The sequence below is a fragment of the Devosia sp. genome, from assembly GCF_024707125.1.
Taxonomy (GTDB): Bacteria; Pseudomonadota; Alphaproteobacteria; order Rhizobiales; family Devosiaceae; genus Devosia.
Window position 1 is genome coordinate 167,934 of record NZ_JANQAH010000007.1, and the last position, 17,070, is coordinate 185,003.

12 protein-coding genes are annotated in these 17,070 nt (G+C 62.4%); 9 read left to right on the top strand and 3 right to left on the bottom strand.

What is annotated here, in order from left to right:
* Positions 1 to 45 precede the first annotated feature (45 nt).
* The gene (locus NVV77_RS06010; RefSeq protein ID WP_295411571.1) at positions 46 to 1,233 is read left to right on the top strand and encodes an MFS transporter; all 1,188 of its coding nucleotides are present in this window, start codon (positions 46 to 48) and stop codon (positions 1,231 to 1,233) included.
* Between the two features lie 328 nt (positions 1,234 to 1,561).
* Here the strand turns inward: NVV77_RS06010 and NVV77_RS06015 are convergent, their stop codons facing one another.
* Complete coding sequence (locus tag NVV77_RS06015; protein WP_295411572.1) at positions 1,562 to 7,174, bottom strand: hypothetical protein; 5,613 nt, start codon at positions 7,172 to 7,174, stop codon at positions 1,562 to 1,564.
* Between the two features lie 414 nt (positions 7,175 to 7,588).
* On the opposite strand from NVV77_RS06015, the gene NVV77_RS06020 reads away from it, so the two are divergent.
* The 3 genes from NVV77_RS06020 (at position 7,589) to NVV77_RS06030 (ending at position 10,834) form a co-directional block, all read left to right on the top strand.
* The gene (locus NVV77_RS06020; RefSeq protein ID WP_295411573.1) at positions 7,589 to 7,924 is read left to right on the top strand and encodes an Hpt domain-containing protein; all 336 of its coding nucleotides are present in this window, start codon (positions 7,589 to 7,591) and stop codon (positions 7,922 to 7,924) included.
* A gap of 139 nt (positions 7,925 to 8,063) precedes the next feature.
* Positions 8,064 to 9,665, top strand: a complete 1,602-nt coding sequence (locus NVV77_RS06025) for a peptide chain release factor 3 (RefSeq protein WP_295411574.1) — start codon at positions 8,064 to 8,066, stop codon at positions 9,663 to 9,665.
* Positions 9,662 to 10,834 carry an SAM-dependent methyltransferase gene (locus NVV77_RS06030; protein WP_295411575.1) on the top strand — a complete coding sequence of 391 codons (1,173 nt, stop codon included), beginning with the start codon at positions 9,662 to 9,664 and terminating at the stop codon, positions 10,832 to 10,834. Before NVV77_RS06025 ends, NVV77_RS06030 begins: the two co-directional genes overlap by 4 nt.
* On the opposite strand, the gene NVV77_RS06035 is transcribed toward NVV77_RS06030, so the two are convergent.
* Positions 10,831 to 11,220 carry a hypothetical protein gene (locus NVV77_RS06035; RefSeq protein ID WP_295411576.1) on the bottom strand — a complete coding sequence of 130 codons (390 nt, stop codon included), beginning with the start codon at positions 11,218 to 11,220 and terminating at the stop codon, positions 10,831 to 10,833. The two genes, NVV77_RS06030 and NVV77_RS06035, sit on opposite strands and share 4 nt — an antisense overlap.
* 129 nt (positions 11,221 to 11,349) lie before the next feature.
* Between NVV77_RS06035 and NVV77_RS06040 the strand changes: the two genes are divergently transcribed.
* A complete protein-coding gene (locus NVV77_RS06040; RefSeq protein WP_291405436.1) occupies positions 11,350 to 11,670 on the top strand; it encodes a 2Fe-2S iron-sulfur cluster-binding protein in 321 nt (106 codons plus the stop codon).
* Here NVV77_RS06040 and NVV77_RS06045 read toward each other — a convergent pair.
* Positions 11,667 to 12,080, bottom strand: coding sequence for a hypothetical protein (locus NVV77_RS06045; protein WP_295411577.1), 414 nt, complete (start codon positions 12,078 to 12,080; stop codon positions 11,667 to 11,669). The genes NVV77_RS06040 and NVV77_RS06045 overlap by 4 nt on opposite strands.
* 265 nt (positions 12,081 to 12,345) lie before the next feature.
* Here NVV77_RS06045 and cysG point away from each other — a divergent pair, with 265 nt between their 5' ends.
* From cysG to NVV77_RS06065, 4 genes are read left to right on the top strand one after another with little or no spacing between them, the layout of a single operon-like run.
* Positions 12,346 to 13,740 (top strand): siroheme synthase CysG, encoded by a 1,395-nt coding sequence (cysG, locus tag NVV77_RS06050; RefSeq protein WP_295411578.1) that lies wholly within the window; start codon positions 12,346 to 12,348, stop codon positions 13,738 to 13,740.
* Positions 13,737 to 14,066 carry a DUF2849 domain-containing protein gene (locus tag NVV77_RS06055; protein WP_295411579.1) on the top strand — a complete coding sequence of 110 codons (330 nt, stop codon included), beginning with the start codon at positions 13,737 to 13,739 and terminating at the stop codon, positions 14,064 to 14,066. The genes cysG and NVV77_RS06055 overlap by 4 nt, the downstream gene beginning before the upstream one ends.
* Complete coding sequence (locus NVV77_RS06060) at positions 14,053 to 15,711, top strand: nitrite/sulfite reductase (RefSeq protein ID WP_295411580.1); 1,659 nt, start codon at positions 14,053 to 14,055, stop codon at positions 15,709 to 15,711. The genes NVV77_RS06055 and NVV77_RS06060 overlap by 14 nt, the downstream gene beginning before the upstream one ends.
* Positions 15,698 to 16,972 carry a phosphoadenylyl-sulfate reductase gene (locus NVV77_RS06065; RefSeq protein ID WP_295411581.1) on the top strand — a complete coding sequence of 425 codons (1,275 nt, stop codon included), beginning with the start codon at positions 15,698 to 15,700 and terminating at the stop codon, positions 16,970 to 16,972. Before NVV77_RS06060 ends, NVV77_RS06065 begins: the two co-directional genes overlap by 14 nt.
* The last annotated feature ends 98 nt before the right edge of the window (positions 16,973 to 17,070 follow it).

The window sequence follows — 17,070 nt, forward strand, 5'->3', positions numbered from 1 at the left end:
GGCAGCGATCTGCTCTTCCCTACTTTTCTTCCTTGGATTGCCTGAATGAGCCAGAGCCCTGCCGGCCGCTTTACGCCCGAAATGCGTACTTCCGCGTTCTACGCCAGCTTCTTCACCGGCAGCGGAGCGGCTGTGATGTTCCTGCCGATCTGGCTCTCCGAAAAGGGCATTACGCCCGAGCAGATCGGCATCATCAACGCCTTGCCGATTTTCGTGATCCTGCTGTTTAACCTCGTGATCGGCCGCGTGGCGGATCGGGCCAAGGATTGGCGGCAGGTCATCGTCATTGGTGCGCTGATCGGCGGCATCGTTCCGATCGGGCTGTTCTTCGTCAACGAGTTCTGGGGCATCCTGCTGTTCTGGACGCTGGCTGCCTTGCCCGGAGGCGCAGTCGGGCCGGTGCTTGATGCGGCCACCATGCGTTTGGCGCGACGCATCGGGTCCGACTACGGCAGGATGCGTGCCTGGGGCACGGTCGGCTATATGCTGTTCAACGGGCTGACGGGCTATCTGGTCGTCTGGTTCGGCGCTGGCGTCTTCGTGCCGCTCTTTGTCGGCATGGCGATCGTCCGTGCGCTGGTGTCGCTGCAATTGCCGGCGTTCCGGGCGCCCGCCGAGCAGAAGACGATCTCGGCGGTGACGGAAGCGCCGGCGGCAAAGCGGCTGCGCGATGTTGCAAAACCATGGTTCATCCTGCCGCTCTTCGGCTTCTGCATGATCTTTGCCACGCATATCGTGCTCAACGCGTTCGGATCGCTGATCTGGAAGGAACAGGGCATTCCCGAAAACATCATCGGCCCGCTGATCGCCTTGGGCTCAGCCTCCGAGGCCGCGATGATGTTTTTGTGGAAGCGCTTCGGCGGGAAGATTTCGGCACGCTCGGTGATGCTGATCTCGGCTGGCGCTGCGGCGCTGCGCTGGTGCGTGATGGGCCTCGAGCCCGGCATCGCCGTCCTGATCGTGCTGCAACTGAGCCATGGCATCACCTTTGCCATCGGCTATATGGGCTGCGTGCATTTCATCGCCAACTGGACCGACGAAAGCATCGCGGCCGAAACGCAGAGCCTGTTTGTGGTCGGGCAGCAATTGCTGACCGTCCTGTCCGTCATTGGCTTTGGCTGGATCGTGCAGGGCTATGGTGCACACGCATTCTTTGCCGCTTCCGCGATGGCGCTGGTCGGCGGGTTCTGCATCTGGCTATCGCTGCAGATGAGGCCGGCGAAGGCGAAGTAGGGGCGGGCTCCGACGCTTGAACTTTACACCGGCTGTCACCCCGGCGAAGGCCGGGGTCCATTTCGAGATCTCAGGATGGGCCCCGGCCTTCGCCGGGGTGACAATAGAGGATGGAGTGCGATAGGTGCGGCGCGAGACGCCTCGCTCAACAACACCGCGAGACCAACACCATCCCACCCGTGTCATTCCCGCGAAGGCGGGAATCCCCGTCCTGCGCCGAAGTCGAGATTCCCGCCTTTGCCGGGAATGACTTCGCGACGGGTGAAGACATCCCAAAACAAAAAGCCCCGGATCGCTCCGGGGCTTTTTCATTTCAGGTTCTGCGCCTTTAGCTCAGGCGGCCGCTGGCGTGGGCGAGGGTCGTGTAGACCTTGCCGCGATCGGAGAGCAGGTATTCGCGGGTTTCGGCAGCGGGGCGCGGGCCGGCGGCGGCGCGCTTCAGAAGCTGTTCGAAATCGCCCATATAGGCCTGGGCGGTGCGAGCGAATTCCGGATCGCGCTGCAGGCGCTTGCGGACTTCGTCATAGGTGCCCTGGCCGGTCAGCGAGTAGATGCGGCGCGAGAAGACGTTGGATTCGCCGGCCTGGTAACGGGCCCAGGCGTCGGCCAGGGCGTTGTCGTCAATGGCGTTGGCGATTTCCTCGGTCAGCGTGGAAAGGCCCTGCGTGGGCTGGCCGGCCTGGCTGGCCGAAGCATTGCGCAGCACGTCACGCAGCCAACCGCCTTCACCGGCTTCGGCTTCCTGACGCTGCGGCGCGGGAGCGGCCTGACGAGCGACCGGGGCAGGCTGGGGCTGCTGGACCGGAGCCGGGGCAGGCTGCTGGGCCTGGACGACCGGACGGGCAGGGGCGCGTGCCGGTTCAGCCGGGCGAACCGTGGCGCGGATCGGATCGACCAGGGTCTGCGCAGCAGGTTCAGGGCGATAGGCTTCCGGCTGCGGTTCCGGCTGACGCGGCGGCTGGTAGGGAGCCGGTTCGGGCTGGCGCGGAGCCGAGACGCGCGGCTGGTTGCCACGGCGATCGGTGAGGTCGTGCGTTGCCGGCTGGCCGCGCACGATGGCGTTGAGTTCGCTGAGGGCTTCGATCTGTTCGGCAACGACGCGGCGCATGGCGGCGGCGCTGGCGCGGGTTTCCTCGGGCAGCTCGTTGACGCCACGGGCGAGTTCAGCGCGGGTGGATTCAAGCTCGTGACCAACTTCGCGGGCCGTTTCGCGCATGGCGCGAGCGGTCTCGGCAAAGCGCTGGGTAGCTTCCTCGATCGCCTGCTGCATTTCGCCGGCGAGACGACGCTGGGCTTCCTGCAGGGCGGCATTGGTGCGGCGGCTTTCGCCATCGGCCGTTTCGCGGAAATCGCCCAGACGGGTGGAGACTTCTTCCGTCGTCTGGTCGAGCGTCTGGCGGAAGGTCGAGGTCGACTGGTCGATGGCCTGGCGCAGCTGGCTGGTATTGGCAGCGATGGTGTTGCGCACCGAGCTGGTGGTGTCGGTGATCGTGTCGGCCAGCGAGCTCGTGGTCGAGGTCAGGACATCGGTCACGCTGCCAGCGGTCGAGGCGAGCAGGTCGCTGACGCGGGTGGCATTGTCTTCGAGGTTGGCATTGACCTGATCGGCCTGGGCGGCGAGGGCGGCACGCACCGAAGACGACGTCTGGCTGAGAGCCGCGGCGGCAGCCTCGGCAGCGCGCTGGACGGCATTGTCGACCTGGGAGGTGCGCTCGTTGAGCGTGGTGGTGAAGCGCTCATTGGTGACATAGAGCGCGTCGTTGACGCTGGTCGTCGCATTGTTGAGCGCTTCGGCGACCGTGTTGCTGGTCGAAGACAGCGCTTCGTCCATGGCACGGCGGGCAGCGATCATGCGGCGCTCGGTATCGTTGACCGTATCGGCGATCGACTGGGCGAACATGCGCATGCGGCCGTCGATATCGTCGGCGCGGGTGGTGAAGCTGGCGGCCAGTGCATCCATGGCGCCACGACGCTCTTCGAGCGAGTCCAGCGCATTGGAGCTGGTCGCTTCGAGGGCGCGCGAGGCCTGGGACATGCTGACGACTTCGACGTCGAGCTTGCCGAGGATTTCGGCGAACTCGCCAACCATGGCGCCGATGGTGTGCTGGAGCGCACCGACGTGACGGCTGACCATCTGGCCGGCTTCTTCGGTCTGGCCCATGGCGTCGCGCATGGTGCCGGCATAGCTGGCGGTCTGCTGGGCAATCGAAGTTTCGAGCGTCGCGAGGTTGGTCGTCGAAGCATCGAGCACGCGCTGCAGCAGCAGGTTGGAGTCGTTGAGCTTGTTGAGCGCAGAGGTGACGTCGGTGAGGATCCGGCTCGAGGAGACGGACATGATTTCCTCGGCGTCACGCGCATTGCCGGCGAGGGCTTCGCGCAGCAGGTTGCCGTGGCTGCGCAGGGCCGACTGCAGCTCGTCCGACTTTTGGTCGACGAGAGCGGCAAACTGCGAGGTGTGGCCTTCCACCGACTGGTTGATCTCGCTGAGGCGCTGTTCGATCGAGTCGACGGTCTGGACCGCCTTGACCGAAACGATCTGGTCGATCGAGCCGGCGGCGATACGGATCTGGTCGAGCGCGGTGCGGACGGCGGAGTCCATGCGATCGGCAGTCGCGGCCACGTCGGAAGAGATCGCGTGGGTGGCGGCGGTGATGCGCGTCGAGATGGTTTCCTCGATCCGGTCGGCGCCGGCTTCGAGATCGGCCATGGACTGGGTGATCGAGGTATTGATGGAGGCGTTGAGCGCGGCAAGGCGTTCGGCGGTGATGTCGGCGCGGGCCGTGATGGCTTCGGGCAGGCTGCCGAGACGCTTGTCGACCAGGTCGACCATGGAATTGCGGGCGGCTTCGACGCCGGTTTCCACGATCTGGGTCGCCTTGCGTACGTTCTCGTCGAAGCTGGCGCTGGCCGCGTCGATGCGCGAGGTGACGCCCGTCTGGGCTTCATCGACACGCGACAGGGCCGAGTTGAGCTTTTCGGTCATCGCCATGCCGATTTCGGCAACCTTGCCAGCGACAGTGGCCGACATATCGCCGAGGCGGCCCGCCATGGTTTCGGAAACCGTGCGCAGCGAGGCGTCGATGGATTCGCGTGCCGCGGCGCTGTGCTGGTCGAGCGTCTGGGCGAGCTCGGCAGTGTGCAGGCCGACGGTTTCGCCCATGGAGCTGGTCTGGGTCGACAGCATATCGGACAGCGCTTCGGTGCGGGCGGCGAGGGCGTTCGACAGCTGGCTGGTGCGGGTGCCGACGGTGGCCGCCAGTTCCTGCGTGCGGGTGTCGAGCGCTTCGGTGAGCTCGCTGGTGCGGCGATCGAAGGAGGCGTTGAGTTCGCTGGTGCGCGTATCGAGGGCACCGGCCATGGCGGCCGTGCGGGCTTCGAGAGCGCCAGTCATGGCCGCGGTGCGGGCATCGAGATCGCCGACAAAGCGACCTGCACGTTCCTCAATGGCGGCAGCGAACTGGGTCTGCTTTTCGTCGAGGGTCGACGCGAGCGTCTGGGTGCGTTCCTCGAGCTGGCCGGAGAGGGCGCCCGTGCGGCTTTCGATCTCGAGCGACAGCGTGTTGGTGCGTTCGGAGAGCGTATCGGCGAGGCGCTGGGTGCGCCCGGCAATGGCCTGGTCGAAGGCCTGGGTGCTGGTCGTGAGCGTCTGGCCCAGTTCCTGCGAGCGAACGCGAATGGCTTCGCTGAGTTCGGTGCTGCGGCCGGCAAGCGTCTGCTCGATGGCTTCGGCGCCCGATGCAATGGCATGGCTGATTTCGCCGACACGGCCTTCGAGGTTGAGGTCGATGGTCTGTGCGTAGGAGTCGAGACGGTTCGCCAGTTCGTGCGAACGGTTGTTCAGCACGTCATCGATGCGACCGGCGCGACTGTCGAGATCGGCGGCAATGGTCTGCGCATAGGTGTCGAGGCGGCTCGACAACTGCTCGGAACGGCTGTCGAGGTCAGCATTGAGCGTCTGGGCATAGGTATCAAGACGACCTGCCAACTGCGACGAGCGGTTGCTGAGAACTTCGTCGATACGGCCGGTGCGGCTGTCGAGATCGACATTGAGCGTTTCGGCATAGGCGTCGAGACGGCTCGCGAGCTGCTCGGAACGGCCGGACAGCACGCTATCGATGCGGCCAGTCTGGTTGTCGAGGGTTTCGGTGAGCGTTTCGGCATAGGTATCGAGGCGCTCGGAGATTTCGCGCGTGCGGTTGGAGAGGCTTTCGGTGATGGCGGCGGCCTTGGCGCCGATCACTTCGTTCATCTCGCGGGTGCGATCGCTGACGATATCGTTGAAGCGGCCGGACTCTTCGTTGAGAGCCATTTCGAGCACATTGGCGCGGGTCGCAAAGCTCGTGCCGTGCTGGTCGAGGCGGGAGAGCAGGCTGTCGCCCTTGTCGCCGATGACATTGTCGAGCGCGGAGAGGCGCTGGTCGAGCAGACCGGTGATTTCGCCCAGGCGCGCATCGAACTGGCCGAGCGAATCCTGGCCGGCGGTCGACACGGTGATGCGGGCGCGCTCGGCGGTGTCGTCGAGGGCGCCATTGATTTCGATAAGGGCCGACTGCAGGCGGCTTTCCAGCGAGTTGAGCTGGATCGAAACGGATTCATCGAGCTGACGCGACAGGGTGCCGAGCATAGCTTCGGCGTCGCGCGCGCGGCCCGACACATCTTCGCCAATGCGGGTGCCGAGATATTCGAGCGCCTTGGTGACGATATCGCCGCGTTCGCCCAGCTGATCGACGATCTTGCTGCCGCTGATGGCGAGCAGATTGGCGAGAGCGTCGGTCTTGTCCTCAATGGACGTCGTCAGCATGACGGTCTGGCTATCGAGCGTATTGCCGATGGAGCCGGCGCGGCTGTCGAGCGCTTCGGTGAGGGTGTCGATGTGACGTTCGATGGCAGCGGTAAAGGCAGCGGTGCGGCTGTCGAAATTGCTGGTGACGCGGGCGGTGCTGTCTTCGACGACGCCGGCCGTACGATCGGCCGTGCTCGTGAGTGCAGCGAGGAAATCGGTGGTGCGATTGTCCATCAGCTGCGCAAAATTCTCCGAACGCTCGGAGAAGGCAGCATTGAGGGCTTCGCCACCGCTTTCGAGGGCGCGCGAAAGATTGCCGCCGCTTTCGGTGATGGTGCCGGCAATGCGCTGGCTGATCATGTCGAGATCGAAGACGAGGCCGGTATGGCTCTCGGTAATCGCCTCGCGCACGCGTTCGGTATTGGTTAGGACGCTTTCGCGCTGGCTGGCCAATTCGGCGATCAGCGCACGCATGCGCGATTCATTATCCGAATAGGTGCGTTCGAGCGCGGTTACCTCGTTGTGGATCATCACTTCGAGTTCGCCGGCGCGGGAGAGGGCGCGTTCGAGGCCATCGCCGAGGGCATTGACCTCGCGACGAACGGCCTGGCCCACCGAGGCGACCTTGTCGGAGGCAGTGACTTCGGGCTCGGCAAGGCGAATGGCGGCCTGGGTGATCGAGGACGCGGCATTGCGCAGGTCCTGCGCGCGGCGGATCAGCGTCGCGACGGCAAAGAAACCAAGGACGGGCAGGGCGATGATCGCCACGATGGCGATGAATTCGATGCTGCCGGCAAACTGGGCGAAATTGGCCATTTCCGGGCCATAGCGCAGCACGGCGGCGGTGCCGGCGACAGCAACCCATAGAATAGAGAGTACAGTCGCCAGCCAGGTCGGGGTCGCGGACGAGCGGTTTTGCAGACCATAAAGCAGACGCGCTGCGGAGGCGCGATCGTCATTGGCGACAGCGCCGGCCTGCTGGGCGATCTTGTCGGCGGCGCGCAGACGTTCGGAACGCGGCTGAGCCGGTTCGGGCTTCTTTTCGACCTTGGGACGGCTAGTGGGATCGAGGCTGAACACCGATTCCTTGAGCGCGTCTTCTACTGCCGAAAACGCCAGTGCTGCCGGATCGTTCTGGGTGTTCTGATTGTTGGCCATACTCTCTACAACTCTCGCGTCCGCACTCTAGCGACAAAGCGGGCTTCTGGAAGAGATTAGTCCCGACCCCTTTAGGGGACCGTGGTCAAATCGGAACAATTCGATGCAAATGCATCGCCGTTCCAGAACCCTCCGCCGCCGCACGCTGGCTCACCGTTCACTATTACATTCAATTTGATGCAATCCGAACAATTTCCTAGCGAAAGGTTAATTTTCGCGTGGAAACGGCGCTCATGAAACCGCAAACAAAGGCAAAGTTGGGGCTTAATTGCCTGTTCATGAGGTCGCACTAGGCTTGTACCCAAGCGAATTGTTCCCTTGCCCATGCGAGCGAACGTGTACGGAGTATTCGTCATGGCCCCCGGCGGCACCGCTATCAAAGCGGAACCCCATTCCGATATCCGAACCCGGACCATGCGGCCGGTCGACCTGGTGCACCTCGCCAAGCAGTGCCTCGGAGACGAAGCACTGGAACTCGAAGTGCTGCGGCTCTTCGATACGACCATCAGGGACTATTACGGCCGGCTGAAAATGGCGGCCAGTTTCGACGACCTGACCCTGGTGCTGCATTCGATCAAGGGCGCGGCCGGCGGCGTTGGCGCCTGGGCGGTTGCAGACCTTGCCAAGGCCATGGAACACGAAATCCGCAGCGGCCGCCCGCTGACGCCGGAACGCATCGACGACCTCGGCCTCGTGGTCGAAGACGTGCGCAATTTCATCGGCCGCATGGTGGCGAACGAGGCGGTTTAGCGGCAGCTGTCTGGATCGATCGGCTTTGACTCCGCAACGCGCGGTTTGACCGCGCGGTTGTCAGATTCTATAGAGCGCCCCATATGAAGTCGGTCCTCGCGGCGCCAATGCGTCGGCGACACAGCATTCAGCAGTTTCCATGTCCCTGTCTTCCGCCGCCGAGGTTACTCCTCGGGCTCATCTTGAACCGTTCCGTACCCGCCGTACCTTTGCGATCATTTCGCACCCGGACGCCGGTAAGACGACGCTGACCGAGCGGTTGCTTTCGGCAGCTGGTGCTATCCAGCAGGCAGGCGCTGTGCGCGGCAAGGCGGGGCAGCGGTCGACGCGGTCGGATTGGATGGAAATGGAGCAGCAGCGCGGCATTTCCATTTCGTCCTCGGTGATGACCTTCGAATTCGACGGGCTCACCATGAACCTGCTCGATACGCCGGGCCACTCGGACTTTTCCGAAGATACTTATCGCACGCTGACCGCCGTGGACGCGGCCATCATGGTGATCGACGCCGCCAAGGGTATCGAAAGCCAGACGCTGAAACTGTTCGAAGTCTGCCGCCTGCGCGATATTCCGATCATCACCTTTATCAACAAGGTGGACCGCGAGGGCCTGGCGCCGCTCGACCTGATCGACGAGATCCAGGGCAAGCTGGCGCTCGACCTGACGCCGGTGCTCTGGCCGATTGGACAGGGCGTCGATTTCAAGGGCTATATTGACCTCCTCGAAAAGCGCGTGGTGACGCCGCAGGGCAAGACGCTGGCCGAGTTTGATGCCATCGATGACCTGCTCGAGGTAGAAAGCCTGGTCGAAGAGCCGGTGTTCATGACGGCGCTCGAAACGCTGGAACTGGCTCGAGCCATGTTGCCGGATTTTGACCTTGGGGTATTCCATGAGGGCCATATGAGCCCGGTGCTGTTTGGTTCAGCGCTCAAGGGCATCGGCGTGGCGGAACTCCTGCGCACGCTGGGCGATTGGGGCCCGGAGCCGCGGCCGCAGCCGGCGCTGCCGGCGCCGATTTCGCCCGACGAAAAGAAGGTCTCGGGCTTCGTGTTCAAGGTGCAGGCGAATATGGACGCCAATCACCGTGACCGCATCGCCTTTGTCCGCCTCTGCTCGGGCACGTTTACCCGCGGCATGCGCTTGAAAAATGTGCGCTCGGGCAAGGACATGGCTGTCGCCAATCCGATGTTCTTCTTTGGCAACAATCGCGAACTGGCCGAAGAGGCTGTCGCGGGCGATATCGTCGGGATTCCGAACCATGGCACCCTGTCGGTAGGCGATACGCTGACCGAAGGCGCGACGATCAATGTCACCGGTATTCCGAACTTCGCGCCGGAAATCATCCGCCGCGTACGCCTGACTGATGCGATGAAGACCAAGCAGATGTCGAAGGCGCTTTCGGATCTCGCAGAGGAAGGCGTCACCCAGGTGTTCCGCCGCATGGTTGGCGCCGACTGGATCGTGGGCGTCGTGGGCCAACTGCAGCTGGAAGTTCTGGCGAGCCGCGTTGCCAAGGAATATGGCGTGCCGATCACCTTTGAGCCCATGGGTTTTGAGGTGGCGCGCTGGGTCGAGAGCGATGATCCGGATGAACTGAAGCGCTTCATCACTGCGCAGAAGACCAATATGGCCGAAGACCGTGCGAATGCGCCGGTTTTCCTGGCGCAGAACGCGTGGTGGGCTGATCGGGCCAAACAGGATTGGCCGAAGATCAAATTTCTTACCACCAAGGAACGGCATTGAGCACGCCCGACCGCATAGAGGAATTTGTCCTCGCTCTGCAAACCGGTTTTGTCGACGGGTCGATCACCAAGCTCAAACTCGGCGGCTATCATGGCGCCGAGGCGGACCTGAAGAGCGTCGAAGCACGCAAGGTCGCGATCAAGGCCGGCGAGCGGCTGAGCTTTGTGTTCCGGTACAAGACGCGCGACATCACCAAAAATCTCGTCATCGACGAAGCCATGAGCTTTGTGCGCGATGGGCTTCTCAATGAATTCCGCAGCGCGCGGCTCGAGACAACGGATTTTGACCTGCAGTTTGAGCGGCAGGGCGACAAGATCAGGCTGAAGAAAACCGAAGTTGCCGGCCGCGAGGCTGTGCAAGGTGGGCATGATCGCGCCAAGAACCGGCCGCTGACATCAGGCGACAAGGTCTGGATGCAGGCTCTCGGCATCTCCGGCGCCGACGGCAAGGTGCTGGCCGCCTCGCAGGATAAGTTTCGACAAATCAACAAGATGGTCGAGATTTTTGCGCCTTTGATTCATGAACTCTCGGCCAAAACGCCGCGCATCGTCGATATGGGCGCCGGCAAGGGTTATCTCGATTTCGCGCTGTTCGACTATCTGAAATCTGAGGGCAAAGAGGCCGAAGTGATCGGCGTCGAGATGCGTCCCAAACTGGTCGAGGACGGCAATAAGCTGGCCGAGAAGAGCGGTTTTGGAACCCTCAGTTTCGTGCCTGCTTCGATCCTCGACTACGACGCCAGCGGTGCCGACGCGGTCATTGCGCTGCATGCCTGCGATACGGCGACGGACGATGCGATCTTCAAGGGCATTTCATCTGGCGCCGAACTGATCGCAGTGGCGCCATGCTGCCACAAACAGGTGCGGCGGCAGATGGAGGCGGGGTCTTCGGACAATCGCCTCGATTTCCTGCTGCGCCATGGCACCTTCATGGAAAAGCAGGCCGAGATGGTCACCGATGGGCTCCGGGCCTTGTTGCTCGAAGCCTCGGGTTATCGCACCAAGGTTTTTGAGTTTGTCTCGGACGCACATACGCCCAAGAACAATCTTATCGTCGCGCAGAAGGGCAAAGCCGGTTCGCGGGAGGCGGCGCTGAAGCGCATTGCCGAAGTGAAGGTCATGTTCGGAATCGAGAAGCATTATCTCGAAGGGTTGCTGGGCCTGAACTAAGGTTTGGGCGGGGTGATCGTCACGAAGGATAGCGGCACGCGGTTCGACGTCTGCTGCGGTCCTTCCCATTCCCAGGGGTCGTAGAAGACGCCGCTGCGGCCGTCGTAGAGCATGAAGTGGTCGTCCATGACGTGGACGACCGCCAGTTCGTTGATGTCGTCCCAGCCAGCCGCGGCGGTGATTTCTCCAAGCTGCCAACCGAGTCCCGCCAGGACGGATTGCAGTTCGCTCCAACTGGTCTGGTGATGCGCTTTGCCCGTCCAGTCGAACAGGGCCGCGATGGCGTCGTAGGATCGCCCCGTCAGCATCTGCAGGGTCACGACGCCGCAACCGTCTTCTCGCGGGCGCTGGGTGATGAAATGCAGGTGCGGCTCGGCTGTGGTCATTCGATCTTCCTCTTTGTACCCATCGTGGCGAGCCATGCTGCCAATCGCAAGCGTCCATGCCCAAGCGCGACTTCCTAACCGGGCAGTGGAGGTCTATATCCCATTGGTACAGCAAGCCAAAAAAGACCTATGACCAAAATCACCTTTGTTACGCCCAGCGGCGAACGCATTGAAACCGAAGCGGAAAACGGTTCCACAGTGATGGAAACGGCCATCATCAACGGTATTCCGGGCATTGTCGCCGAATGCGGCGGCGCCTGCACCTGCGCCACCTGCCACGTCTATGTGGAAGAGGATTGGCGCGAGACCGTCGGTGGTCCGTCGATGATGGAAGAAGACATGCTCGATTTCGCCTTCGATGTGAAGGATTCGAGCCGGTTGTCCTGCCAGATCAAGGTGCGGGATAATCTCGACGGTCTCGTGCTGCACGTTCCGACGCGCCAGGGCTAAGGGCACCGCTTGTAGACGAAGGGCATGCCCCAATGGTCGTCCGTCTCGGGAACTGTGTCGTAGAGATAGAATGTGTCTGGATCGATCCAGATAGCGAAGAAGGTGGGACCGCCGGCTATCGGCTCCCATCGTGCGCCGCCTCGGTCGGGCACCAGTTCCATGGCCGCGTCGGCTTCTACCTCGCGCGGTCCGAGATAAAAAATGTGCGTCTCGCTTGCCGCCTCGATGCGGACGGGCAGGGCGCAGATGGCGTAGTCCGTATCGGGTGTGCCCACTTCCATGGTGGGCATGCTCACCGACCAGGCGCCGACAAAGGGCGCGGATTTGCCGGCTTCGATAGCCGCCGTAGCCTCCGGCTTGGGTAGCGGTGTCAGGGCAAATGCCGTCGTGGTGCTGAGGCCCGTGGCCACAACTAAGAGCCGCAGGAACACCCGCAAAAAATGCTCCGCTGGGGGCAAATTTCGGTCGGCAAATTCTGGCATATTTGGCCTGATGTGGCGGGCGCTTTGCGTCGAACGGCGGGGGTCAGGATTATTTTGCCCGTCTTTGCTTTGCCAGTCTGGTGTCATTCTAAGGTGGCCCTCGCTAGGGAAATATAAAAGCGATTGAATTTCAACGCCTTGCTCCAATCCCCGGCATTGGAATATTTTGCCTCATCGTTGGAATAGGACTGTTATGACTCGCCTCAACACATTCCCGTTGAGTTTCAAGGTCAAGGGCAAGCGCATTATGATCGTCGGCGGCACCGACGAGGCCCTGAACAAGGTCCGGTTGGTCGCAAAGACGACTGCTTCAATAGAGATTTACGCTAGGAAGGTTGAGACCGATTTTTCTGGTTTTGACGTGACCGTTTTCGAGCGCCCGTTGACGGCCGAGGACGTGGCTGGTGTGGCGCTGGTTTTCGTGGCCGATGAGGGGCCGGATGGGCAGCTTGCCATGGCCGAGGCCCGCCGGCTGAACATTCCGCTCAATGTTGTCGACGTTCCCGCCGAATGCGATTTTTACACCCCGTCTATCATCGACCGTGCGCCCCTGACCGTGGCGATTTCGACCGAGGGTGATGCGCCGGTATTGGCGCGGTTGGTGCGTGCGCAGATCGAAGCGCTTCTGGCTCCGGGTCTCGGCAAGATTGCTGGTCTCGCCGGCAGGATGCGGCACAAGGTTGAAAGCCTGATCCACGAGGGTGCTGCCCGTCGACGCTACTATGAGGACCTGGTCACTTCCACTTCCGTCGAGCGGGCTCTGGAAGAGGGGCGCGGCGAGGCCGAGGCGGAAACGCTGCTCGCGAGCCACGTCGAGAATGGCGTGGGGCAGGGCATCGTCTGGCTGATCGGGGCAGGCCCCGGCGCTGCTGATCTCCTTACCTTGCGCGCACAGCGTCTCCTGCAGCAAGCCGATGTCATCGTGCATGACCAGTTGGTCCCGGCCGAAGTCGTGGAAATGGGCCGCCGCGATGCCGAGCAGATTTGCGTCGGCAAGGCCAAGGGCCATCATTCCTTCAGCCAGGCGCAGATCAATACGCTGATCGTGCGGCTGGCGAGCGAAGGCAAGAAGGTGGCGCGGCTGAAGTCGGGAGATCCGATGATCTTTGGGCGCGCCGGCGAAGAAATCGCGGCTCTGCGCAAGGCTGAGATCGAATACCAGATCGTGCCGGGCGTGAGCGCAGCGCTGGCCGCCGCCGCCGATACGGCTACGCCCGTCACCTTGCGAAAAGTGTCGAGTGGGCTTGTGGTCGCGACGGCGCATGGCGCCGATGATGGTGAGTTGGCCCATTGGGCCTCGCTCGCCGAAACCGGCCTGACCCTGGCGCTCTATATGGGCAAATCGATTGCTGCCGAAACGGCGGAACGGCTGGTGGCGCTGGGCGCCGCGGCCGATCTGCCGGTGGGCATTGTTGTGAATGCGGGACGGCCGGAAAGCCGTTCCTATGCGGGTAATTTGGGTGATCTCGCGCGTGGCGCGGTCGAGTTCGATGACGGCCCGGCCGTCATCCTGGTCGGTCGGGCCGTGGCGCATGGCGATTGGGTTGAGGCCGTTGCCAGGAATGCAGAAAGTTTCAAAGTAGCATGAGCAAGGAAATACTCACCGGCAACGAGTTGACCTCGGGCGCCACGGTTTATCTGTCGGCTGGCGGCACCTGGGTCGAGGGCCTGCATTTGGCCCGGCTCTTTGCCAAGGAAGAAGCGGCCGAGCGCGATGGCGCTTTGGCGGCAACCAAGGCGACGGGTCGTGTCATCAGCCTCGAAATCGAGGAAGTCGATGTCGTCGATGGCGCGATCGTGCCCAAGCGGCTTCGCGAACGTATCCGGGCGGCGGGCCCCACCGCGCCCCTAACTCTTCATGGGCAGGCTTACGACCGCCAACATCTGGGTGAGGACGGTCATGTATCGATATGACGAGTTTGACGCCGCGTTTGTCGCGGGTCGCACGGCGCAGTTCGCCGATCAGGTGAAGCGCCGCCTTTCGGGCGAATTGACCGAAGACCAGTTCCGCCCGCTGCGGCTGATGAACGGGCTCTATCTGCAGCTCCACGCCTATATGCTGCGCGTCGCCGTGCCCTATGGCACGCTGTCTTCGCGGCAGATGCGCAAGCTTGCCCATATCGCCCGGGTCTATGACCGCGGCTATGGCCACTTCACGACGCGCCAGAACATCCAGTACAACTGGCCGAAGCTGAAGGATATTCCGGTCATTCTCGACGAGCTGGCCTCGGTCGAAATGCACGCGATCCAGACCTCGGGCAATTGCATCCGCAATGTCACGACCGATCAGTTTGCCGGCGCTGCCGCTGACGAGATCATCGACCCGCGCCCGGTCGCTGAAATCCTGCGTCAGTGGTCGAGCCTGCATCCAGAATTTTCGTACCTGCCGCGGAAATTCAAGATCGCCATTACCGGCGCGCCGCACGACCGTGCCGCCATCCGCTTCCACGACATTGGCCTGCAGGCTGCCGTGAACGGGGCCGGCGAAATCGGCTGGGAAGTTTGGGTTGGTGGTGGCCTCGGCCGTACGCCGATGATCGCCAAGCTGATCAACAGCTTTGTGCCCAATGAGCACCTGCTGGCCTATCTCGAAAGCATCATGCGCGTTTACAACCGCTATGGGCGCCGGGACAACAAGTACAAGGCGCGTATCAAGATACTGGTGCACGAAGAGGGCCTTGAGACCATCAAGGGCCAGGTCGAGGCCGAATTTGCCGAGGTCCGCGGCGGCGTTCTTACCCTGCCGAGCGAGGAAGTCGACCGCATCAGCGCCTATTTCGCGCTGCCCGATTTTGCCGCGCAGACGCTGACCAAGATCGATGTGGCCTACGAGTCCATCGTCGACCCTGCCTATGGCCGCTGGCTCGACAACAATATCAATGCCCACGCCCAGCCGGGCTATGCCTCGGTGACAGTGTCGCTCAAGCCCGTGGGCGGCGCGCCGGGTGATGCGACGGACAAGCAGATGGAGGTCGTCGCCGACCTCGCTGAAAAATACTCGTATGACGAGCTGCGCGTGACCCATGAGCAGAACCTGGTTCTGCCTCATGTGGCGCTGGCCGATCTCCGCGCTGTCTATGACGCGCTGGTGGCAGCCGATCTAGCCGAGGGCAACAATAACCTCATCACCGACATGATCTGCTGCCCGGGCCTCGATTTCTGCGCTCTGGCCAATGCGCGTTCGATCCCGATCGCGCAGGAGATTTCCAGGAAGTTTGCTGAGCCGGCACGCCAGAAGGAAATCGGCGAGCTCAAGATCAAGATTTCCGGCTGCATCAATGCCTGCGGGCACCACCATGTCGGCCATATCGGCATTCTGGGCGTCGAGAAGAAGGGCGGCGAGCTCTATCAGATCACGCTGGGCGGCGACGCCACCGAGCATGCTTCGGTCGGAAAAATCATCGGGCCGGGCTTTGAGGCCGAGAACGTGCCGGGCGCCATCGAAAAGCTGGTCGATTTCTACATCGCTCAACGCCAGGGTGCCGACGAGACTTTCATTCAAGCCTATCGGCGTCTTGGGGAAGCGCCCTTCAAGGAGGCCCTCTATGGGACTGCCTAAACTCGCTCCCGCCCAGGCGGCGCACGACAAGCTGAAGGCGTTGGGCATTCTGGCGCTTAACGGCATGTTCGACGAAATGGACGCACTTGGCGTCCTTCGCTACGCCGTGTCAGACGTGCTGCCGGGCGATCTCGCCATTGTGTCGTCCTTCGGGGCGGACTCGGCTGTGCTGCTGCATATGGTGGCGCAGGTCGATGCGTCTATGCCGGTCTACTTTCTAGAAACCGGCAAGCATTTTGCCGAGACGCTGGCCTATGTCGAGACGCTGAAGAAGCAGTTTGGCCTACTCAACGTCCACGCCATTCATCCTGACGCCAATGACGTCAAGCGGTTCGACCCCAATGGCGACCTGTGGGAGACCGATCCCGACTCCTGCTGCCACATTCGCAAGACCGAGCCGCTGGAGCCGATCACCGAGCAATATGGCGGCTGGGTCACCGGGCGTAAGCGCTACCAGACCAAGGAACGCGGCGTGCTGCCGCATTTCGAGCTGACGAGCGATGATCGCATCAAGGTCAATCCGCTGGCCTATTTCTCCGACGCCGACGTCGTCGAATATCGCCAGAAGCACAGCTTGCCCGAGCATCCGCTCTATGCCAAAGGCTACAAGTCCATTGGCTGCGCGCCTTGCACCTCGATCGTTGCCGAGGGCGAAGATCCGCGCGCCGGACGGTGGCGCGGCCTCAATAAAAAGGAATGCGGCATCCATTATGACTTCAGTGGAGCGATCGCCAATCCGATGACTGCCGCAGCCCGCCACACCCTCTGGAAAGACGGTGCTTTTATTGCCGATCCCTTCAAGGAATGGGCCGAAGGCACCAATCCCTCCGAAGCGCGCTACGTCCATGTGCCGCTGCCCGAATTCCTCGCCAATCGCTCGGAATTTCTGGCCAATCCGCACCCGCTTGGGCTGCTGGTTTCGCCTGGGGAGAAGATCGAGGACGTGGTCGATGATCTCGCTCGCTTTGCCTCGATCGCCATCAAGTTCCCGGCCTTCTCGGATGGTCGCGGCTATTCGACCGCGCGCCTGCTTGTAGAGCGTTTCAAATATGCCGGTGAAATCAGGGCTGTAGGCGACGTTTTGCAGGATCAGATTCCGCATATGCGCCGCTGCGGCTTCAATGCGCTCGTCGTCACCCACGAGCCGAGCCGTCAAGCGCTGATCGAAAACCGTCTGCCGGAAATGGCCTTGTTCTACCAGCCTGTGGGCGTCACCGAAGTACCGCTTGGTACTCGCCCCTTCCTTCGTCGCGTCTCCTAGGATAAGTGGAGCGCGTTAGTCGCCTTTAATCGGGCAAAGCCGGGGGCGCTGGTGACAGCGGCAGTTCCCATTCATCAAGCGGGGCAATGGGGCCCCGA